The organism is Streptomyces sp. YGL11-2, assembly GCF_050054615.1.
In the GTDB taxonomy this organism is placed as follows: Bacteria; Actinomycetota; Actinomycetes; order Streptomycetales; family Streptomycetaceae; genus Streptomyces.
In genome coordinates, this window is the sequence record NZ_JBNHIN010000069.1 from 1 (window position 1) to 21,165 (window position 21,165).

General features: G+C 66.0%; 16 protein-coding genes. 11 read left to right on the forward strand and 5 right to left on the reverse strand.

Annotated features, from left to right (window positions below; genetic code table 11):
• Positions 1–305: 305 nt before the first annotated feature.
• Together mobC and ACO1BR_RS39215 are read left to right on the forward strand one after the other, a co-directional pair.
• Entirely contained in the window at positions 306–677 is a 372-nt protein-coding gene (mobC, locus tag ACO1BR_RS39210; RefSeq protein ID WP_254068764.1) for a plasmid mobilization relaxosome protein MobC, read from the forward strand.
• 4 nt (positions 678–681) lie between these two features.
• Positions 682–2,382 (forward strand): mobilization protein, encoded by a 1,701-nt coding sequence (locus ACO1BR_RS39215; protein WP_426799882.1) that lies wholly within the window; start codon positions 682–684, stop codon positions 2,380–2,382.
• 223 nt (positions 2,383–2,605) lie between these two features.
• On the opposite strand, the gene ACO1BR_RS39220 is transcribed toward ACO1BR_RS39215, so the two are convergent.
• From ACO1BR_RS39220 to ACO1BR_RS39240, 5 genes are all read right to left on the reverse strand, one after another.
• Entirely contained in the window at positions 2,606–3,046 is a 441-nt protein-coding gene (locus tag ACO1BR_RS39220; RefSeq protein ID WP_426799883.1) for an NUDIX hydrolase, read from the reverse strand.
• A 30-nt stretch (positions 3,047–3,076) separates the two neighbouring features.
• The gene (locus ACO1BR_RS39225; RefSeq protein ID WP_426799884.1) at positions 3,077–3,868 is read right to left on the reverse strand and encodes an SDR family NAD(P)-dependent oxidoreductase; all 792 of its coding nucleotides are present in this window, start codon (positions 3,866–3,868) and stop codon (positions 3,077–3,079) included.
• Positions 3,849–4,961: a hypothetical protein gene (locus tag ACO1BR_RS39230; protein WP_426799885.1), complete on the reverse strand. Its 1,113-nt coding sequence runs from the start codon at positions 4,959–4,961 to the stop codon at positions 3,849–3,851. Before ACO1BR_RS39230 ends, ACO1BR_RS39225 begins: the two co-directional genes overlap by 20 nt.
• A 2-nt stretch (positions 4,962–4,963) precedes the next feature.
• Positions 4,964–6,871, reverse strand: coding sequence for a nucleotidyltransferase domain-containing protein (locus ACO1BR_RS39235; RefSeq protein WP_426799886.1), 1,908 nt, complete (start codon positions 6,869–6,871; stop codon positions 4,964–4,966).
• Positions 6,872–7,160: 289 nt separating this feature from the next.
• On the reverse strand, positions 7,161–7,490 hold the full coding sequence (locus ACO1BR_RS39240) for a hypothetical protein (protein WP_426799887.1): 330 nt from the start codon (positions 7,488–7,490) through the stop codon (positions 7,161–7,163).
• A 175-nt stretch (positions 7,491–7,665) separates the two neighbouring features.
• Between ACO1BR_RS39240 and ACO1BR_RS39245 the strand changes: the two genes are divergently transcribed.
• The 9 genes from ACO1BR_RS39245 to ACO1BR_RS39285 all read left to right on the forward strand — a co-directional run bounded on the left by ACO1BR_RS39245 (position 7,666) and on the right by ACO1BR_RS39285 (position 21,059).
• Complete coding sequence (locus tag ACO1BR_RS39245; RefSeq protein ID WP_426799888.1) at positions 7,666–8,985, forward strand: tetratricopeptide repeat protein; 1,320 nt, start codon at positions 7,666–7,668, stop codon at positions 8,983–8,985.
• A gap of 285 nt (positions 8,986–9,270) precedes the next feature.
• On the forward strand, positions 9,271–9,930 hold the full coding sequence (locus tag ACO1BR_RS39250) for a Crp/Fnr family transcriptional regulator (protein WP_426799889.1): 660 nt from the start codon (positions 9,271–9,273) through the stop codon (positions 9,928–9,930).
• Between the two features lie 198 nt (positions 9,931–10,128).
• Positions 10,129–11,037 carry a hypothetical protein gene (locus ACO1BR_RS39255; protein ID WP_426799890.1) on the forward strand — a complete coding sequence of 303 codons (909 nt, stop codon included), beginning with the start codon at positions 10,129–10,131 and terminating at the stop codon, positions 11,035–11,037.
• Positions 11,034–13,112, forward strand: coding sequence for a hypothetical protein (locus ACO1BR_RS39260; RefSeq protein WP_426799891.1), 2,079 nt, complete (start codon positions 11,034–11,036; stop codon positions 13,110–13,112). Before ACO1BR_RS39255 ends, ACO1BR_RS39260 begins: the two co-directional genes overlap by 4 nt.
• Entirely contained in the window at positions 13,109–14,017 is a 909-nt protein-coding gene (locus tag ACO1BR_RS39265) for a hypothetical protein (protein WP_426799892.1), read from the forward strand. Before ACO1BR_RS39260 ends, ACO1BR_RS39265 begins: the two co-directional genes overlap by 4 nt.
• Positions 14,014–14,538, forward strand: a complete 525-nt coding sequence (locus ACO1BR_RS39270) for a Pycsar system effector family protein (RefSeq protein ID WP_426799893.1) — start codon at positions 14,014–14,016, stop codon at positions 14,536–14,538. Before ACO1BR_RS39265 ends, ACO1BR_RS39270 begins: the two co-directional genes overlap by 4 nt.
• A 434-nt stretch (positions 14,539–14,972) precedes the next feature.
• Positions 14,973–17,144, forward strand: coding sequence for an ATP-dependent nuclease (locus ACO1BR_RS39275; RefSeq protein ID WP_426799894.1), 2,172 nt, complete (start codon positions 14,973–14,975; stop codon positions 17,142–17,144).
• A gap of 83 nt (positions 17,145–17,227) precedes the next feature.
• On the forward strand, positions 17,228–19,027 hold the full coding sequence (locus ACO1BR_RS39280; RefSeq protein WP_426799895.1) for a UvrD-helicase domain-containing protein: 1,800 nt from the start codon (positions 17,228–17,230) through the stop codon (positions 19,025–19,027).
• Between the two features lie 370 nt (positions 19,028–19,397).
• Positions 19,398–21,059 carry a Shedu anti-phage system protein SduA domain-containing protein gene (locus tag ACO1BR_RS39285; RefSeq protein ID WP_426799896.1) on the forward strand — a complete coding sequence of 554 codons (1,662 nt, stop codon included), beginning with the start codon at positions 19,398–19,400 and terminating at the stop codon, positions 21,057–21,059.
• The last annotated feature ends 106 nt before the right edge of the window (positions 21,060–21,165 follow it).

Genomic DNA, 21,165 nt, shown 5'->3' on the forward strand with positions numbered 1-21,165 from the left:
ATCACTTCCGGAATTGATTCCGGTACACCCGCTCGCCCTCACCCGACCATCCTCTGAAACGGAGACCCATGCACGAACCGCACCACGAAGACCCCACCATCCAGGAGAACGCACTGACGAGTACCCCTGCCCCAGGCGGAGCAAGTTGTCGGGTAAGGAGTCCTTACCCGGCCTCCGCCCCAGAGGGGGCGGAGGCAACCGGCGCCGAGGGGGCGCCGGAGTCGGCCGGCCCAGGGGAGCCGACCGAAGGAGGGGCCAGTCAGTCCTCACCGAGCGCACCGCAGACACCTGCCCCTCATCGTCGTCTGCGAGAGCCGCAGCCGCGTGAGAAGCGTGTGTATCCCCGCTACAGCGACAACGAGTTCGGCCTCGTCCAGAAGGCCGCTGAACTGAGTCACATGGCGCTCGGCGGCTACGTGGCTGAAAGCTCGCTCGCCGCTGCCCGCTCCGATGCCCCCACCGCTGCGGTCGCCGACTATCGCGCCGCGGTCAAGACGCTGATGGATGCCAACCGTCAGCTCGCCATGGTCGGCAACAACCTCAACCAGCTCACCCGGCACCTCAACGAGGACGGCGCCTGGCCCCACCACGACACCGTCCAACGGCTCCTGGACCACGTCGAGACATCGATCGCTGAAGTGGACGACGCCATCGTTCACGTGACCACGGGTCGGTGAGCCGTTGATACCCAAGATCATCCTCGGCAAGGGCCCACACGCCACGCGCCGCACGATCGGCTACCTCTTCGGCAAGGGCCGGGCCAACGAGCACATCGACCCCCACCTGGTGGCCTCCTGGAACGACTTCGCCCCCGACCCCGGCTGCAGCCCGCACCGCAGCCCCAAGAACGTGGCGGACCAGCTCGCCGCGCAGCTCGACCAGCCCGTGAAGATGCTGGGCGACAAGGCACCCAAGCACACCGTGTGGCACTGCCCCGTCCGTGCCGCCCCCGAGGACCCGATCCTGACCGACGAGCAGTGGGCGGATGTGGCGCGCCGGATCGTGGCCGCCGCCGGCATCGCGCCCGACGGGGATGAGGAGGCGTGCCGGTGGGTGGCGGTGCGCCACGCGGACGACCACATCCACATCGCCGCCACATTGGTGCGCCAGGACGGCCGGCGTCCGAGCCGCGGCTACGACCAGCGCGCTGTCCAGAAGGAGGCCCGCAGGATCGAAGTGGACTACGGGCTCAGGCGGCTCAAGCCGGGTGACGGCACCGCTGCTAAGCGCCCGACCAGCAAGGAGCACTTCAAGGCCAAGCGCCAGAGCCAGGACGCGACAGCACGCGAGGTCCTGCGCCTGCGAGTACGCCGCGCGGTGGCAGCCGCGTCCAGCGAGGCCGAGTTCTTCGCGTTGCTGGAGGCGACGGGCGTGACCGTGCGGCCGAAGAGCGGGCCTTCCGGCGACGTCCTCGGCTACAGCGTCGCCCTGCCCGGCGACGTCAACAAGGTCGGCGAGCCGGTGTGGTTCTCCGGCTCCACCCTCGCCAGCGACCTCTCCCTGCCCAAGATCCGCCAACGCCTCACCGACATCGGCCCCGAGCCGGTCGCCGTCCGCCCGGGCGATCCGTGGCACCAGGCCACAGCCGCCGCCGAACGCATCCCCAGCCACCTCACCTTCGGCGATGACCACGCGGCCCAGGGACAGCTGGTCGCGCTCGGCGCGGCCCTGGACGTTCTGCCGGTCACCGCACCGTCCGCAGCGAAGGCCGAACTGCAGCAGGCCGCAGCTGCCTTCGAGCGCGCCACCCGCTCCCGCATCACCACCGACCGCGACAGCGCACGCGTCCTGCGCCGCAGCCTCCAAGCCATCTGGCGCCATCCCGACACGACGGGCGACGGGTCGGGGACGGCGATGCTGCTGGACGCCGCGCTCACCGCAGTAGCCTTCGCAGTCCACTGGCACCGCAAGCACCAGCACGCCCAGCAGGAGGCGGCAGCCCAGCAGGCCCTCGTCCACCTCCAGGCCGCATACGGACCGGTCGCCGAACCCGTACTCGGCAACCTCGCCCGTCGCACTCCCGGCCAGCAGACCAAGCAGCGCTACGCCCACCACCTCCAGCAGGCCGTCCCCGAGCACGCCGAGCGCATTGTGCAGGACCGGGCCTGGAACGCACTCACCACCGTGCTCGCCGAAGCAGAGACGCAGGGCCACGACGCAGTCACGATCCTCGATCAGGCGCTCAGCCAGCGCTCCCTGGACGACGCCCACCGCCCCGCCCGCGCACTGACCTGGCGCATCCAACGCCTCGGCCGGCGCCACGCCCCCAGCCCTCGGGCACAGGTCACCATGGCCAACAGGGCCGCACCACAGCCCACCAGGCCAGCATCCACAGCAGTGGCGGCTCCGTCCTCGCAGCACTCACCGGCCCTGCGGCGCTGATCCGGACCGTGGACCCTTGTGCCAACTGAGGTGCTGCCACGCGCCGTCGGCCAGATCAGCGTAGAACGGCACGCGGGAAGCGGCTTGAAGTATCACCGCCTTGCCCGCAGTCGTGCAGGTAGTGCGGAGGCCGCACCTGACCAGCCAGTTCTGACGCCATAAACACCCTCGGGGCCAACGCGCAGCAGCGTTGGCCCCGAGGGCATGCGCACGTACTCGCAGGTCAAGCCGTAGTCCCGTCGGCGGCGAGAGTCCCATCAGCGATGGCCCCCCGCAGAACGTGGGCGATCTCCTCGGGCTTGAGGTCGATGCCGTCGATTCCTTCGACGGTCAGCGGGACCTCCTCCAGGGCGTACTCGCCCCGGCCCTCGGCGCTGAACTCGGGGCCGGTGCGGTCTTCGAAGGACCACGTCGCGATGCGGGCGAGATAGAAGAGCTGGCGCTCGTCCGCGGCCTCCAGGGTGTGCAGGAGGCGGACGATGTCGGCCTTGCCCGCGATCTCCTCGTGGATCTCCCGGTGGAGGGCGGCCTCCCGGGACTCATCATGGGCTTCGACGCCGCCGCCGGGCAGCACCCAGTACACGGGGACGCCGGGCTTGGAGCGGCGGATGACCAGCATGGTCTCGTCAGCGGTGACGAGGACGGCTCGGACTCGTTCGTTCATTGGGCTTTGTCTCCTTGCTTATTGACGGTCTCAGTGCAGCAGCCAGCCGCCATCGACGTGGACGGATTGTCCCGTGATGAACGACGCGGTGGGTCCCACGAGGAACGCCACCAGGGCCGCCACGTCTTCGGGCCGTCCACGGCGGGGAACGCACTGGCGGTTGATCTGGTCCTTCGGGGTGGCCCGGTGGCGGGCGGGGATGACGGTCTCGGCCTCGACTTGGATAGCGCCGGGCAGGACCGTGTTGACGCAGACCCCGTACCGGCCCAGTTCGCGGGCGAGGGAACGGGTGAGGCCCAGGAGGCCGGCCTTTGCAGTGCTGTAGGCGACGAGGTTGGTCCGTCCCGCCCGGGCGTTGACGCTGCCGATGTTCACGATGCGGCCCCAGCGGCGTTCGACCATGCCGGGGGTCACCGCGTGGCAGGCGCGGTAGTGGGCGGTGAGGTTCACGTCGAGGGAGTAGTTCCACGCGTCCTCGTCGGTGTCCTGCCATGGGACTCGGGGGTAGGCCCCGGCGTTGTTCACGAGGATGTCGATCGGCCCCGCCTCCGCACGGACCCGGTCGGTCATCGCATGGACGGCGTCGGGGTCGGTCAGGTCGGCGTTGATCGCAACCCCAAGGCTTCCGCCGCGGTCGAGGGCGGTGACGAGGGCTTGCGCTTCCCGCTCCTGGCCGAGGTGGTTGATGGCCACCACGGCTCCGGCAGCGGCGAGTGCGCGGCCGATCTCGGCGCCGATTCCGGTCGCTCCGCCGGTGACGAGCGCGGTCCGGCCTTGCAGCGGCCGGGCCTGGAGCGGTACCTCAAGCAGGGGCAGGGGCATTGCGGCTCCGTTCGCTGGGGTCGGAATGAGGGACCGGTGCAGTGGTGAAGAAGGCGTCGAGGCTGGTTGCGGCATCCTGGCTCTCGGCGAGCTTGATCAGGACGAGCAGCAGGTCGTGTCCGGTCAGCCGACCGGCCGGGATGACTCCGAGGATGCGAAGGGCGAGGAAGGCACGGAGTTCGTCCATGCCGATGCCGCCTTGGACGCAGAGCCCGTGCAGCGCTCTCTTGATGGCGGCGTGGCGGCCGGGGCCGGTGTTCCAGGAGTACTGGATGTCGATGTGCCGGGCGGCGGCGTGCAGTTCCAGATGGTCGATGCGAGGGCTGGTCCGGGCCGGCAGCGCCAGGCGCAGGGTGCGGGCGTAGACGTCGGCCTGGTAGCGAGGGACTAGCCAGCCGCCCATGGCCATGAGGTACCAGAGGAGGTTGGCGGCCTCTCCCACGGCGGTATTGCGGCCGGCGCATTCGAAGTCGAGCCAGCACAGCGGATCGGCGATGTTGGGCTCGGTGGGGTCGCCCTGCGTCAGCCCGGCCAGCCAGCGCCGATCGGGGACGAGGGCGTGGCGGGCGCTGTCGACGACGGCGGCGACATTCAGCGTGAGCGGTCGGCCGTTGGCGGTGACGGTGTAGTCGGCCAACTCCTGGACGGTGAGGGTCACATCGGTGTGGGGCAGGGTGAAAGGCAGGTCTCGCAGCAGGTACCAGCGGTCGAGTCGTCCGCCGGGGCGGATTCGGTCGAGGTAGAGGGTGGGCACGCACTCGGCGAGTGGGACCACCTTCCCAGTTTCGGCGGCCGCGGACCGCAGGTCGTGGCATACGCCGTCAACGAGGCGGGCCAGGCGCGGCAGCAAGGCCGGGTCGCGGTCGGTTAGGGCGATCACGTCGCCGAGCAGCAGGTCGCATCGCCCGCTGGCGAAGACGTCCTCGTACGCCAGCAGGTGCCGGTCCGGCAGCGGCAGACGCCCCCGCAGGGCCGGGACCTGGAGACGCGAAACGAGCTTCGTCCAGCCCTTGGCTTCGGCTTCGGCCGCCTCACGGGTGGTGGCCTCCTTGTAGAAGGTGGCCGTGCTCGACGCCCTTGGCCGGTCGCTCATGCTCACGTCATGTCCCCGGGAAGAGTGGCCAGCCAGCTCCGCAGGACGACCATGGCCAACTCATCGGCGGCAGCCCGTTCGGTGCGGGCCGCTGCGACCATGCCCGTGTCCTGGTGCCCAGCTTCGACGAGTACCCGCAGGGCGTCGTTGTCAGCGGGGCACTCGATCCCGCGGAACCGCAGTTGGATCTTCGCCAGGAGTGCGGTGACCTTGTACAGGTCGCGGAGGTCGGGCGAACCCTTCAGGAGCTGACGACGGATCTCTATGGCGGCCTGGATTCCGTCGCGCAGGCTCACGTCGATGTCGGTATCCGTGTCCGGAGCAGGCAGGGCAAGTCCGGCAGCGCACCACAGGGGGACGAGGCCACCGCTCCCGATGAGCGCCAGGACGTGCACGAGCCTGGAGGTGACGGCTCCTGCCCGGCACTCCGCGCGGGTGAGCACGGTCAGCCCGAGCTTGACGCCTCCGAGTTCGGCTTCCAGGTCGGCCAGCACACGCCGCATCCCGCCCAGGGAGTCGACGCCGGCGACAACGAACACGTCGAGGTCGCTCCAGTCGTGCTGGTACTTGCCACGGGCGCCGCTGCCGGTGACGGCCAGCAGGTCGATCAACGGGCTCGGCCCAGTCAGGCGGTCGAGAAGTTCGGAGAGATAGGACTCCAGGTGTACCGGCAGACCCAGCGCGTTGACCGGCATGGTGCTCGGCCGATGCTCGGGCCACTTGTGGGCCAGCGCCATGCGGTCCAGCCTTCGCTCCAGCTCCAGGCGCGGTCCGTCGTTGCCGATGACCTCCTGGGCGATGGAGGCGATCTTGTCTGCGCCCCGAGCGCTCTTGACCACGTCACGGTCGGCAACGTCCCGTGCGCCTGCGGTGCCACGCTGTGCGCGGACGGCTGCGGAGACGTCCAGGTAGGCGATGGTGAGCTGGGATCCGAGCATCCTGGCGAGCTCAGCCGTCGAGTCGAAGTCGTGCAGGGACTCGACGCTGAGGGAGTCTAGGAAGTGGTGTGCCTCGCAGTATCGGTCCAGGGCATCCACGATTAGCTCGGCCTGCACGACCGGGTCCAGCCGGTACGGGTCAGCGATGCCCGCCCAGGTGGCCGCGTCCTGGATCAGGTAGCCGATCTTGAGACGGGCGTACCCGTGGTGCGTGCGTAAGTACTCGCCGGCCGTGCTCTTGCCGCTCTCCGACATGCCACCGAGCGCGGTGACGTGCACGCCTGCCATCGCCCGGCCGGGGATGGCAGGGTGCAGAGGTGCCAGGAGCCGACGGACCTCGTCCTGGACGGTGACGGTCGGCCGGTCGCCGATGTGCATCGTCATGGCGAACCGGCCCTCCGCAGTGAGCCGGTTGATCTGCTCATGGAGGACACGCTGATAGGCCGCGTAGATATCGGTGACGCTGGCCTCGTGGGACAGGCTCCGGCGGGTGCCTTCGTCGGCGTCCTCGCAGTGCAGGAGCAGGAGGGCGCATTCGCCGGCTTCCGCGGCCCGGAGATCGGCCTCGTATGGGGCCAGGAGGCAGCGGGCACGATCAGCGGCCTGCGAAGCGGCCAGGTTCTCCCGGACGGCGACAGTGGCCGCGACGGATGCCTCCAGCATCGGGATGCCCCGGTCGAGGAGCCGCACCGGCGCCGAGAACGGACGGCGGGAGCGCTCCAGGTAGGAGGTGGCGAGGACGTCGCAGACCTCGTGTACCGGTCCGGTCTCGAACCACCAGCGGCTCATGCCGTCGGCCTTGATGGCGGCCCAGCGCCGGTCGTAGTGGTCGAGGGGCCCCGCCGAGGTGGCGCTGGCGCTCATGCGGCGGGCGAGGATTCCGATCTGCTTGGTCTTCCCAGTGTTGTCGGGACCGCTGAACGCGACCGACACGGGGAGGCGCTGCGTATCGCTGGCGAGCTGGCTGATCATTGGCTTCCCTTCACAGGTTGTGCAGAGCACGCGTGCCGGCGAGGTGCTGTCGTATCTGAACTCGGGGAACGGGCGGCCCCGTCGGAGGAAGTCAGAGCCAGAATGGTCTGTCCAGCGGCGTCGTCCGGACCGGTGTCATCGACGCGGAGCGAAGGGTGCGCCAGGGAGCCCTGCACAGCCGGGGACTCGCCCTGGGCGAGCGCGCCGACCATGGCGAGCCCGGCTGCCGTACCGAGCGCCCACACCCAGGTCAGGGCAGTTCCGAGCGGGTCGGACGACACGGTCCGACTCACTCGGACTCCTCCTTGCGTGCCGCCTCGCGCAGAGCGATGGACCGCTCCAGTTGAATGTTCAGCAACTGGACTCGGCCCGGGTCCAGTTCGAGCTTCGTGGTTGTCTTCGTTCCATCGAGGAAGCAGACGTCTACCAAGAGGGCCGCGTGCCCGGTCCGCCGGTCGTAGCGGGGGTCCTTGTCTAGGAGGGCCAGACCCTGGACGATCGGGGTCGTCGGCTGGGAGGGGCGCTCGGACGCCTCGGGGGCCGTGGCGCTCTGCGTCGAATCATCCACCGTCGAGGGTGTGGTCCTGCGGGTGCGGAAATCCTGATCGGTCGTCGTCACCGCTGGTTCCTTTCACTCGTCCGGGCAGGCGCCAACAGGCCCTGCGCAGGGCCTGTTCGAGCCATTCGGAGATCCAAGGGGTGATGTTCAGTGAACGGCGATCCGCGGTCCCGGGACAGGGCCCAGGATGTAGTCCTGCGTAATCCCGCGTAATCCAGGTGGGGAGGGTGACGGGGTGCCGAAGAACCCGGCCGTCGCGGATCTGATCAAGCAGGCGTGCCAGGAACGCGGCTGGGGGCCCTCAGAGTTGGCACGCGCTCTGGGGCTGGCTGAGAGCGGCGATCCGCGTCGTCTGCAGCGGCAGCACGCCCGGCGCTGGATCGAGGGCGAACGCACCCCGGATCACTGGTGGCCCTACATCGCCCAAGTGCTGGAACTGGATCCGGAGGCGATCAACCTTCCGGAGGCCATGCCGGTAGCACTCCACACCGATACCGTGGCCTCAGTCCTACACCTGGGAAGGAGCGACGTGGACCGCCGGAACTTCATCGTCGCATCCAGCGGATACGCCCTGTCCGCCCTCGACCTGCCCGACATGGACAGCATCACCCGCAGGACCAAAAGCGCCTCCCCTGGGAGCCTGCGCGTCGGCCGGGGCGAAGTGGCAGCGGTGCGCCACATGGTGAAGACGCTCGGCGACTCGGCCTCCGAACTCGGCGGCGGCCACGCCCGCCACCTCGCCGTCCGCTACCTCACCCAAGACGTCGCTCCCTGGCTGGAGGGCCGATTCACCGAGGCCACCGGCCGCGAGCTGTTCGCCGCCACCTCCCAGCTGGTGCACCTCGCGGGCTGGATGGCCCAGGACGAAGGCGACACCCCCGAACTGCGCGGGCTCGCCCAGAGCTACTACGCACACTCCTTCCGCCTGGCCGCAGAGGCCGGCGATCCGGAGCTGTCCGCCACCGCCCTGCGGGGGCTCGCCGTGCAGTGCGTCGACCTGGGCTACCGAGCCGAGGCCGTCCAGCTCGGCGAAGCCTGCGTGGACTATGGCCGCCACCTCGACAACTCACGCGCCGTCGCCTACTACGAGGCCACCCTCGCCAACGCCGCAGCCCAGGACGACGACCGCCGCACGGCCACCAGGCACCTCGCCATGGCTGAGACGGCTATCGGGAAGCCGGTTACCGCGAGCGGCGACTCCTGGGCAGCCCACTACTCCCCCGGCCGATGGGCCCACGAATCCGGCATGATCCTCTCCCGCCTCGGCGACCTCGACGCCGCCGAGGAGCACCTCCACCTCGCGCTCGACATCCACGGCCTCGACCGCCGCCGCACCCGCGCCATCGTCCTGGCCGACCTGGGCGGCGTACGGCTCCGCCAGGGCGATGCCGACGGCGCCATGGTGACCTGGCGGGACTTCCTCGACTGCGCGGACGGCATCCGCTCAGTGAAGGTCCAAGCCGCCCTCCAGGACATGCGCGTCCGCCTGCGCCGGTACAGCGGAGTCCCGGAAGCCCAGGAACTTCGCGAAAGGGCAGCCCGGTTCGCCGCCTGAGGCAGCGCCGGAAGGCGCCCACCGTGGCGGTGCTGCCGTCTCGCTCCCGGCGACTGACTCACCGACTTCCACGATGGACGCCATGTCGCCCCGACTACCGCCGCCCTGAACACGCCCACCGGTTCGTGCACAACCTCCTCGGCCCGTGGCCGTGGTGGCGTGGGGAGCGGACAAGATCGTCCGTCTCGCGGCGGAAGCGATCAGGGCCGGCATGGAAGTCATGAGTGTGGGCGAGGCTGCGTACGGGCAGGGTGACGGCGCGTACAGGGCGGATGGAGAAGGCGAGTGCTGACGGACGAAGCATGGCGCGAGTTACGGGAGCAGGGGGCGCCTCGCACCTTTCCTGAACGCAGCGTGATGCTGAGACAGGGCTCTGCGGGGACTCACCTGCTCGCCCTCACCGAGGGTCTCGCCAAGGTCGTGTGTCGGGAACCGGGCGGAATGGTGACCTGGCTGGCCTTTCGAGGGCCGGGCGACCTGCTGGGAGAGGTGTCCGTTTTCAACGGTACCCCGCGCACGGCGGAAGTGGTCGCGCTTACTCGATGCACGGCTGTCGTACTGGAGGCGGAACGGTTCCGCCGTTTCATCGATCAGCGTGGGCTCGTCATGGACTTGATGCGCCAAGCCCTTTCCCGACTACGGGAGTCCGACGCACATCGCGCTGAATTGCTGACCCTTCCGTTGGTCGTCCGACTGGCACGGGCGCTTCTACGACTGGCCGAACTTACCTCGCCCGGGCTGGGATCGGATGTCATCCGGCTCACCGGCCTGAGTCAGGAGGAGATCGCGCAGGCGACCGGAGTGACTCGCAACGCGGTCATCACCGGCCTGCAACAACTACGAGAGTCCGGCGCGGTGGAGACGGCCCGCAGGGTCATCGTCATCAAGGACATGAAAGCGCTTCGCGCCTGGGCAATGGTCGACTCGAAGACCAAGCCGGCGTAGCGCTTCTAGCCGTCCCCGCTGAAAAGAATGCACCCACATCGGGAGCGATGAGCGGGTCGACGGATCACGACCACTCTGTGACGTGGAACACCCGCGGAGTGCCCTGCGCTGTGCAGTCCGACGGACGGAATCGACGGAACCTCGAATCACCAACCACCGGCTTTCATCACCGTCCCACCGTCCGCCAGGAGGCCACGCATGTCCACATCCGTACCCGCTCCGTACTCCGAGAGCCGACCGCTTCCTCCCTACCGTGCCCTGTTCGCCGTCGACGCGCAGGACTTCACCGGCCTTCCTGCCGTGCAACACGGTCCGGTGAGCCAGTTGATCCCCGAACTCGTCGACCAGGCTCTGGAGCGAGCTGAGCTCCACGCACTGCGCGACTCCAAGCGGTTTCCGGCCAATACCGGGGACGGTGTGGTGTTCGGCTTCGATCCGGCGTTGCTGCCCTTTGTCCTCTGGCCGTTCCTTGGCGTGCTGGACGACATCCTCGGCGCGTACAACAGGCAGTGTGTGGGCCCGCGAATCCGGCTTCGGGCCAGCGTCCACGTCGGACCGCTGCCGGACGCTGACCATCCCGGCGACGGCAACGGGACCGCCCGCAACGACACACACCGGCTGCTGGACTCCCGTCCCGTCAAGGCCATCCTGGCGGCGGCGAGCGAGGAGGTCACCCACCTGGCGGCGGTCATCTCCCAGCGCGTTTACGAGGACGTCGTGCTCGGCGCGTATACCGGGCTGCACCCCGACCGCTGTGTGGAGGTCCCGGCCACCGTGGAGGGCAAGAACTTCTCGCAGCGGGCGTGGCTGTATGTCCCGTCGCCGTCCGGAAACCTCGTACAGGCCGGAGTGCAACCACGTGAGGAATCCGCAGGACAGGCGGACACACCCGCCGAACGGAAACAGGAATCGGGGGCGCGTCCCGGCACGCACTACAGCGGCAATACGCAGCACGTGGGCGAGGGCGCCGCGGTGATCGGGAACGTCGGGCGGGACTTCACGTACACCGGGGGTTCCACCTCGTATCACGGCACCAACCAGCACTGGGGCGGCGGGGACAACGTGGCGGGCGACAAGCGGGTCAGTGACTCCGGAGAGCGTCGGTGAGCGCTGGCGCGGACACCGCTCCGAACGGCCCGGAAGGCGAGGGCCGGCCGGATCCGGGGAACTCCTACCGGGACAACCAGCAGCGGCTGGACCAAGGTTTGGCCGTCATGGGCGAGGTCGGCGGCGATATCAACGTCGTCATCGGCGCCCTGCCCGACGAGGAGGTCGCGGAACGCATCCTCAAACCCCGCCTGCGGGAGGGCCCGTACCCTGCGGACGACGTCCACGCCCGGCTGCGCGGCTTCGTCGAACCGCCTGTCTACGCGCAGTGCCGGAAGGCTCTGGACAGCCACCTCCTGCTGCTGCGGGCCAACGGCGGCACCGGGGCGAGCACCGCCGCGTTCGCACTGCTGGAAGACCGGTACGGAGCCGATGGCATCACCGGCCTGGATTCGCCGGACGACCTCTCACGCTGGCGCCCGAAGGAAGGACGCGGCTATCTGCTCCAGGGGTTGTCCCCGGCGGCCGCCGCTTCGCTCAGCGAAGTCGTGCTCACTGGACTGGCCGCACTGCTGCGCCGCGTGGGCGCCCATCTGGTCGTCACCGTACGGGCGGATACGGCACTCCCGGCCGACACGACGCCCTGGCAGGTCGTGCACCGGCCACCGCCGCCGGGCGAGGTAGCCACGAAGCATCTGAACGCCTTGGCCGAGGCGAGTGAGCTCTCCCCCGGGCAACTCGCCGATGCGCTGGGACACCTGACCTCCCCGGACTTCACCGACTTTCTGCATGCCCACCCGCTGCCTAGGGACGGGGTCGAGGTGGCGGAGGGGCTGCATGACGCCGTGAGCTCGGGGAGATCCGCCGCCTCCGTAATCGACGAGCTGAAGGCCGGCGGTCTCACGGAGGCCCGCACAGCACTGGCCGAATCGAGCCACCGAGCCGACCGTCTGTCCCTGATGGCCGCGATCTCGTTACTGCCCGGACAGGACCGAACCGTCATCGAGGAGTTCAGCGCGATGCTCCGCCCCCATATCGACGAACGCGGGGGTCCGGCAGCGGTCATGGTCAGGCAGTTGGAACACACCGGCACGCAAGGCTCCCGCACGGAGGGGGCGCAGGCGCAGCGCGACGTTCTCGGACCCGCCTTCGAGGATCGGCTGGCGGCCGTCGGCGCCCACCCGCTGCCGCTGCGTTTCGGGGCGGCCCAGCGCTATCCCGTCCAACCCGTCGCCTTCTCTGGCCGCCACCGGTCGGAGGCCCTGCTGCGGTGCCTGTGGCTGGACTACGAAGGCATGGCCGGCCTGCTGTGGAAGACCCTGGACGAGGCTCCCCATCATTCCGGCACCGAACTCGCGGCCGGCCAGGCGATCGGGAAGGTCCTGGTCCACGCGACGGGACCGGGCACGCTACGTCAACTGCACCTCTTCGCCGCGTCGGACAAGCGCTGGCGCCGGCGTCTGGTGGCCTACGCGCTCGGGGAGATGGTCCAGCACCCCGCCCTCACCGGCGCAGTACGGGATCAGCTACGGCAATGGAGCCGGACCGTCTTCACCCCACTCCGCTGCACCGTGGCCGAGACCTGTGCGGGCAGCTACGGTCTGGCCCGGCCCGCCGTTGCGCTGAAGCTCCTGGACGCCGTACTCGATAAACCGGACGCGAAACTGGAGGGCAGCCTGCGCAGCGCGGTGTCCTTCGCGCTCAGCACTCTTCTCTCGGAGGACACCAACCACGCCCTCGTCCTCGACTACCTGCGGGAGTGGCAGAAAGCCGACCCGGACACCCAGCGTCACGCCATGGCTGTCCACGTCATGGAGTCGATGAGCCTGACGGCCTTCCCCCTGCCCGGCGCGCCGGGCGTACGACGTGTGCGCCTCGCCGACCTGCTCGCGGACCACCCCGGGCGGGCCCTCGACCTCGTGGCCGCGGCCCTGGAGGACCCTGCCACGCACGAGGCGACGGCGAGGGGCCTGGCCTCGATCGAGAGCGACCCGGGCGCGCGGCGCCGGACCGACTTCCCGCGCTTCCTCGCCGCACTCTCCGGTGTGGCCCGGAGCCACCGTGGCGTCCTGCGATTCGTCCTGCGCCGCCATCGCGATCACACAGCTTCCCCAGCAGAAGGGTTCGCCTCATGACCGATCCGCTCATCGCCCCTCTGGCCTCTTCGCCCACCTGGCAGTTGTTCCGTCTCCGCTTCGGCGCGCCGGAGAACCGGGCCCTGGTGTTCATCGCGGATGACGGGGCTGACGGAATGGTGCCGCCCCGCAGCGGCGACATCTGGGGCTATCCGCGGCCGACGGCGCGCGCGGTACGTGAGGGGGAGTTCCTCGACATCGTGTGGGTCTCACTCGCGGAGCGGCGGATGTCGGTCGACATCCCACGCCGACCGCCGAAGCCCCCCGCCCGATACGGGGTCGCCTGGAAGGTCACCAACCCTGTGCTCGCAGCGCGAAACCAGATCACCGAGGAACGGGCCCGGCAGCTGGTCGTCCACCACATCGGTGAGCACGCCACGTTGCCGGGCACCCCCGATCCGCTGCGAAAGCCCCCACCCCACTCCGGTACGACCGAGGTCGAGCCGCCCGGCCGACCACGGCCGATCGACGGATCCGGCCTCACCTACTGGTTCCTGGACCCGCCGGCCGCCCTCCTGCCCACCGCCGGCTCCGGCGCGGAACCGATCCTCCCGCCGGGCTTCGGCGAAGCCCACCGTGAGGCGTACCGCTTCTATCGGGAGGTCGTCGCGGGCGGTCCCGTCGGCCTGGCGGCTCTCTGGCTGCTGCATCAGCCGGAGCAGGCGAGAGAGGTGCTCGACTGGACGGTGACCCATCGCGAACTCCTTTCCGACCGTGACGGCTGGGAACGCACGCTCGCGGCGACGCTTCAGTCCCTGACACCGGAGGACCGTGGCTTCGTGGGCGTCAGCCTGGCGCGTGTGCTCAGCGACGTGGGAGTTCCGCAGGGCGATGAGGTGCTTCGCCGGATCGGCAACACCGACACAGCAGGCAACGGGAACGGCCCCTATAGGGATACCCCGTGATCCCCCGCCTGCCCTTTGTCCGCCGACAGCCACAAGACGCCGAGCCAGAGAACGTGGTGGCACTCGCGCGCGAGCTGATCGCGCAGAACCACGTCGAGATTGGCCGGGCGGACGGCAAGGCCGCAGTCTTGCTTACTGCCGGAGGGTCAATGCTCGGACTCCTGCTGATTCGCCGCCCGTCCGGCACCCTCTGGCCCCACCCTTTGTGGTGGACGGCAGTGGTCACCACGACCGTGGCCCTGCTGTTTACGCTGGCGGCGCTGTCGCCCCGACACGGACCGAGACTCAGGGAGAGCTCCCGCGCCCTCGCTTACTACGACGACGTGGTCCGGGCGGAGAGACGTGCGGAGTTATCGTCCGGCCTCCTCCTGAGCAGCTCCGATCCGCACCCCCGCTTGTTCCGCGCCCTGACCGTGACCAGTCTCATCGCCCGCACCAAGAACAGATGTGTGCATGGCGCCGTTCTCATGCTGCTGCCGGCGGTCACGACAGTGAGCGCAGCGCTGCTCTCCGGCGCATGAAGGACATAGAACTCCCTATCGATTCCAGGGACACCGCGTAATCATCCGCCTCGCGCGAGGGAATGGTTCACCCTCGAAACGGAGTCACACTGACTACTGGTCAGATAGCCTGAAGAGCATCTGCTGGGAAGCAGAGCTCGAAGGGTGCGCCGGAGAGCTACGTACAGAGTCCAGCACGAGTGGACGTAAGCCGGTTTTCGAACAGGTGGGCGACATGGGGGAGGCGCGCCGCCCTCACCTCATTCGGGATGCTGCCATTCATTCGCCGGGCCACACAAGAGCCTCCCAAGGCGTCCCTACACACGTCACTCACGAGGCAGGCGAACCCACGAGAAAGGATCCTTTTCGGATCCCGATCGACACACAAACCACGACGCCAAGTGGCTCGCAATGAAAGACATGCTCTCAGCACACAAGAAGGGGCAGAGGATTCGATGCACATCAAATCGTTTCGAGTTGAGAACTTTCGTCGCCTCAAGAACGTCCGAGTAGACCTAGACAAAGAGACGACAGTCTTCGTCGGGGCGAACAACAGTGGCAAAACCTCCGCAACGCATGTCTTTCAGCGCTTCTTGGACCCGAAGATCCGCTTTCAGATCTACGACTTCACGGCCGACTGTTGGGAAGTGTTCAACAGGTTCGACCCAGTCATCGACAACCCAGAGACTGATCTACCCAAGATCTATTTCGATCTATGGTTCGAAGTCGACGACGACAATGTGCATCGTGTGGTGGACCTGCTACCAGGGCTAGACTGGAATGGGGAACCCGTGGGCGTGCGTATGGCCTATGCCCCGAGGGATCCGTCCTCATTGGTGACGAACTATCAAGAAGCGCGCAGAGAAAACAATCTGCCGGGAGAGAAGTCCGACGCAGGCTACAAGCCATGGCCACAGAACATCACTGACTACCTGAGCAAACGACTGACGAACGAGTACGAGACCAAGTACTACGTACTCGACGCCCGGCAGTGCGATGCCGACCTGGTTCCCAATCCCGGCTACGAGCCGTTCTACTTGGGATCGAGCTCATCCGGCGCCGGCTCGATAGTCAGCACGCTAATCAAGGTTGACTTCCTCAATGCGCAGCGACATCTGACAGATGCAGAATCGCATGGCCGTGCCGAGAACCTGTCACGGCGACTCAGCAAGTACTATCAGCGCAACCTGCAGAAGTTCGAGGCCGATCTCGATGCACTGAGCGCGATCGCTAACTCCGAATCCGCCCTCAATGAGCACTTCGCTCAAGCCTTCGACTCCATTCTGAAGAGCATCGAGCATCTGGGTTACCCGGGGACCACCAACCCCGGCCTCGTAGTCAGGGCTTCGTTCAACGTGCAGAACATCCTGAGCACGAGCGCCCGCGTTCACTATGCCCTGCCCACCGTCAACGGCGACCCGCTTTTGGGATCGTCTCCAGTTCTGCCGGATCAGTACAACGGCCTTGGCTTCAAGAATCTGATCTACATGGCCGTTGAGATCCTGGACTTCCATCACGCTTGGGAAGATATGGAGGGCCAGCGTCCACCAGTACACCTCATCATGATCGAGGAGCCGGAGGCCCATCTGCATGCCCAGCTTCAACAGGTTTTCATTCGCAGAGTATTCGAATTGCTACCTGAAGCCAAGCCAGGCTTCCACACACAGCTGGTCATCACCACACATTCATCGCACATATTGTACGAGAGTAGCTTTAAGCCCATCCGGTATTTCTGCCGAGAAAAGGGGGATGACTCCCTGCATTGCAGCGAAGTCAAAAACCTCTCCCTCTTCTATCACGGAGAGGAAGAGGTCACACGCGATTTCCTACAGCAGTACCTGAAACTCACCCACTGCGATCTCTTCTTCGCTGACGCTGCCGTCCTGGTAGAGGGGAATGTCGAACGCCTACTGCTGCCGCTCATCATCGAACGCAGCTTCCCTGATTTGAAGAAGTGTCACCTGACGATCCTCGAGGTCGGCGGTGCGTTCGCTCACAAATTCCAGGAGTTGCTCGAATTTCTGGACATCACAACACTCGTCATCACTGACTTGGACAGCGTAACCCTGCCCCAGAGCACGGATACAGAGGAGAAGGACCCTGAGAGGTCTACCGCGTGCATGACGACCGCGCCAGCCGCCGTCACATCCAACGAGACTCTCAAGCATTGGTTCCCGAAGCTCACTTCGATCGATGAATTACTCGACCTTCCGGATAGTGAAAAAGTCGTCAAGCATGGCGGTGTAGGTGACGGCGGCATTCGCGTCGCCTTCCAGACTCGCCGACCCACTATCTGGGGTGCTGACACTGCTGAGCTGGCCGGACGAACCCTTGAGGAAGCCTTCGCTCTCGAAAACCTGGCATGGACCCAGGCAAAACCTAGGATCATCAGCCTCGGCATCCGGACGTCGAGCCGGATGACGCTTCAAGACCTGCACGAGGCGATCTATAGGCGTGTCCGGAACCTGGACAAGACCAAGTTCGTCCTGGGCCTCATCGCGGAGCAGGACACCACTTGGAAGGCTCCGCGATACATCATCGATGGGTTGGAGTGGCTCCGTGACCGGTTGCTACCCCCGCCTGCCGTGGTTCCCGCGCCTTCCCTTGAGGTTGGGGTAGACGCATGAGCTCGCGAATTTCTGCGCCAGACACACCTGCCGATGTCAAGCTGCGCGATCTCCTGGACGGAGATCACCTCAGGTGCTTTGTCATGGTGGCTGGCGCCGGTTCCGGCAAGACCACATCGCTGGTCAAAGCACTCGACCATGTGGTGACCAAACATGGTGCACGTCTCAGGGCCCGGACACAGCGCGTCGCCTGCGTCACCTACACCGATGTAGCTGCCAGAGAGATCCATACGGACGTAGGCAACAGCCCGCTCGTCTCCGTATCTACCATCCACAGCTTCCTATGGTCCCTGGCGAAACCCTTCCAGAAGGACATTTCCCAATGGGTTCGTCGCCACATTGAGGACTCAATCCAGGAGATTAAGGAGAAGCAGACTAGTTACTCATCGCGGACCCGAAGAACGACCGTTGTGAAGGATGCGTCTGACCTTGAGAAGCTCCGAACCCAGCTTGAGCTCCTAGAGGACGTCGAGCGTTACTCGTATGGCACCGGAAGCGATTATGCAAAGGGAATCCTAGGGCACGAGGATATCGTCACCATGGTTCCCGAGCTGATTCTCGGCAGCAAGCTTCTTGGGCGGGTCGCCGCCAGCCAATACCCGTATATTTTCGTCGACGAGAGTCAAGACACCTTCCCCAATGTCGTCGAAGCGTTCAAGCAGGTCAGCACCCATGCAAAGGGCGCAGTGTGTCTTGGCTTCTTCGGAGACCCGATGCAGCAGATCTACCAGCGTGGCACGGGGGCGATTTCCCCTGAGCCAGGGTGGAAATTGCTGGAAAAGCCGGAGAACTTCCGCAGTTCGAGCAAGGTGCTCAGAGTCATCAATCAGGTGCGATCCGAGGCTGATGGCCTAGTTCAGGTGCCCGGTCGCCCGGTGGACAAGCGAGTGGAAGGTGAGTGCTTTTTCTTCGTTCTCCCTGCGGATAACCAGCGAAGTAAGCGTCTGGAGGACGTACGAGTCTGGCTGGATCAGCACAGCAACGCCGGCATTTGGTCTGCGGACTCGGTTGATGATAGAGGGGGCGCGAAGATCCTCATGATCGTGCACCGAATGGTGGCCAAGCGCATGGGCTTCGAGCACCTCTATGCTGCATTCCATGACAGCGGACCAAAGAGCTTGAAGGAAGCGTTTGAGGAGGGCAGCGCTTGGCCACTCCGACCGTTTGAAGATGTGATCCTTCCAATCTGTGCGGCTGAGAGCACTAATTCGACGTCCGTGATCGCCATTCTCCGTGCGAACGGTGGTGTGTTCAGCGCAAGCTCGCCCAACCCAGATGTCAGGGCGAAAATGGTCCTTACTCGCGATGCCGTAGCGCACCTGCGCAAGGCTGTGGCAGCGGGCGGACCGAGCTCTGTGGGAACCGTCCTGAGGCTGGCTGTCACAGAGGGCCTTGTTGCCGCGGACCCGCGACTCTCCGCATACCTAGAACCGGACGGTGAACACAGGGACATCGTGCTGCCCTCGAAGACCGTGGAGGCTCTGGATGCCTTCACGGCATGTGACGTTCGCGAGCTGTCGGCTTATTTCAAATACATACGGCAGCAGTCGCCCTACTCCACCCAGCACGGCACTAAAGGCGCAGAGTTCCCCAAGGTCATCGTGGTACTGGATGACGAGGAGGGGAACTACAGTCTCTACTCCTACGAGAAGCTATTTGGGATTAAGGCTCTTTCGAGCACAGACAGAGAGAACGCGGCCAGCGGAAAGGATTCAGTATTGGAGCGGACACGGCGGCTTCTCTATGTCTGCGTGTCACCTGCAGTTGAGTCGCTCACAGTTGTGGTGTTCGCGGGTGATGTGGCTGCAGCCAAATTGGCGTTTGAAGAATCGGGGATCACAGCTGAGGGGAAGGTCCTCACCGAGGCTGATCTTGCACTGTAGAAACCACCGGCGGATCCTTCCGCCCCGTCGCTCTGCGACATCAGGAAAGCTGCGCCCCTAGCCACCACCCCCATCACTAGCGACCAGACCGTACTCATGGTCGCGACGAATAACCATACGGTGCACAAGGTCTGGTGCCACTGCGGGAAGCCTGGCCCTCGGCCAGCGTCGCATGGGCATCTCGAGGCCCACCGCGCGCACTGGCGGCCCCGCAACGGACCTCGCTCAAGGGCTCGTTGTCAGTGGTCCCAGCTACTGTGCCTTGCACTGGTCTCGGTACGTCCAACCACGGCAGAGTTAGTCACCCATGTCTTGCCGCGGCGGTCCCGACACCAACGGCAGAGCACGAAACGTAGGCAAGGTAGGTGCTGTGAAGTATTGGCTGAAGGTCGCGGAGGACAAAGCGGCAGCATACAACGTGTCGCGGAACCTAGAGGCTTGGAGCTCATGCCTGTCTGCGGTCGTCGGCCCGGACGCCGAGGTAGGGGACGCGGTTCTGCTATGGCGTGTTGGGCGAGGCGGCGGCGTGGTCGCGATCGGAGAAATCGTCAGTGCAAAGAATGAACCGGCCAGTGGATTACGTGCACTGTGGATGCAGGAGGAAGAGAAAACAGGGGAGGAGGTCCCTGCACCTTCCCAGTTGAGGGCTGTCTTTGGCTTCAGGAAGCTCCTTCTTTCAACCCCGCTCTCCTCTGGCGTTTTGCGGGCAGCGGGCCTCACCCAAGTGGTGAAGGGGGTGCGGTTGGCCGGATGGGATCGCAAGCCTGTTGTCCTAGATCTCAACGCGGCGCAATGGCGTGAGCTAGTCCAACTCGCCGACGAGGTTCAGCCCTCGGAAGACTTGCCTGCAGCGTGGAACATTCCACCAGGTGCAGTCGTGAAGCGGGCTGAGCTCCACGATGTCTATGGCGGAAATCCCCGCGTTACGACGGGATCCAGTGGGCGAACACCGAATGCATTCGTCTTCCTTGATGGCAATGGCTTGGGGGATGAACTTGGATCATGCTGGGATGGAGCCATTCTGCTAGCTCCTGGGCAAAGCCAGTGGGAGCGCTCCGTCTCTTCCGAAAACATGGCTGTGCTCGCTCATCTGCGTCGCGGCGTGCCAGTAAGGGCATTCGCGAGGAGAGGAGCTGACTGCCTCTATCTCGGCGAGTTCGCAATCGACCTCGAACGCCCTGTTGAACGCTGGGTAATGACCGGGCAACGGAATATGGGGCGTACCCGCGCTCAGCAGTTCATGCGGGAAACAACGACGCCAGTCCTCCGACTCCGCCAGCTGGCTGGCGTCTCGATTCCCACGAACACAACAGATGCATTTCGCGACGCTCCCCACGTCAGTCTCAGACTGCAGCCTGCCAGTAACCAGCCCGCTGCCACTGCAGTTCGCGAACTGCTGACGATTCTGGAAAGTGAGCCGGCAATCGCCGCCTCGCTGGGTGGGCTCGACGAGGCTCAGGTACTCGCGGCCTTGGTCCAACGAGCGCGGCGGCAGACAGACCTGGATGAATTGCGTACAGCAGTTGAGGACGACAAGACCAGCGAGGCTGAGCTGCAGAAGCTGGTTGAGCGCATGACCTGGATCTTTGGCGGTGAGTTTCTCTCTGGAACGGCTCGACGGAATCTCACCGTGCGAGACCAGCTCGACCTGTCGCTGGTCCGCCCTGACGGCACCTTGCACGGCGTGGAGCTCAAACGGGCAAATATCGGGCGTCTGGTGACAGGGCAGCGTAACCACCTGATCGTAGGTCCCAAGGTCAACGAGGCTGTGGGGCAGGCCATGAACTACCTACGCGAGCTCGACGAGAAGCGTCCTCAGATCTTGATTGATCATGGCATCGATTGCCGCCGCGCTTCGATGACCGTGGTGATCGGACACAGTGGGTTCGTCACTACTGGTGCCACACCAGCGGAGGTTGATGAGACCATCCGTACCTATAACTCCCACTGGAACCGATTGAATGTCATCACCTACGACCGCTTGATCGAGAACGCACAGCGGACGCTCGACCTGACGGCACCAGAGCGTTAGCCGAGGCGCATCTCGTCGGGAGCCGTCTGGAAGTCACCCCCAGTTCCTCTCGACACCACCCGAGCACAATCGAGCCCAACGCCTTAGTGGGTTCAAACGTCGCCGC

What these genes read in the sequence shown, in the direction of transcription:
- ACO1BR_RS39230 (WP_426799885.1), bottom strand. Translation starts at nt 4,961, where the DNA reads ATGAGCGACCGGCCAAGGGCGTCGAGCACGGCCACCTTCTACAAGGAG.
- ACO1BR_RS39225 (WP_426799884.1), bottom strand. Translation starts at nt 3,868, where the DNA reads ATGCCCCTGCCCCTGCTTGAGGTACCGCTCCAGGCCCGGCCGCTGCAA.
- ACO1BR_RS39275 (WP_426799894.1), top strand. Translation starts at nt 14,973, where the DNA reads ATGCACATCAAATCGTTTCGAGTTGAGAACTTTCGTCGCCTCAAGAAC.
- ACO1BR_RS39255 (WP_426799890.1), top strand. Translation starts at nt 10,129, where the DNA reads ATGTCCACATCCGTACCCGCTCCGTACTCCGAGAGCCGACCGCTTCCT.
- ACO1BR_RS39220 (WP_426799883.1), bottom strand. Translation starts at nt 3,046, where the DNA reads ATGAACGAACGAGTCCGAGCCGTCCTCGTCACCGCTGACGAGACCATG.
- ACO1BR_RS39235 (WP_426799886.1), bottom strand. Translation starts at nt 6,871, where the DNA reads ATGATCAGCCAGCTCGCCAGCGATACGCAGCGCCTCCCCGTGTCGGTC.
- ACO1BR_RS39280 (WP_426799895.1), top strand. Translation starts at nt 17,228, where the DNA reads ATGGTGGCTGGCGCCGGTTCCGGCAAGACCACATCGCTGGTCAAAGCA.
- ACO1BR_RS39265 (WP_426799892.1), top strand. Translation starts at nt 13,109, where the DNA reads ATGACCGATCCGCTCATCGCCCCTCTGGCCTCTTCGCCCACCTGGCAG.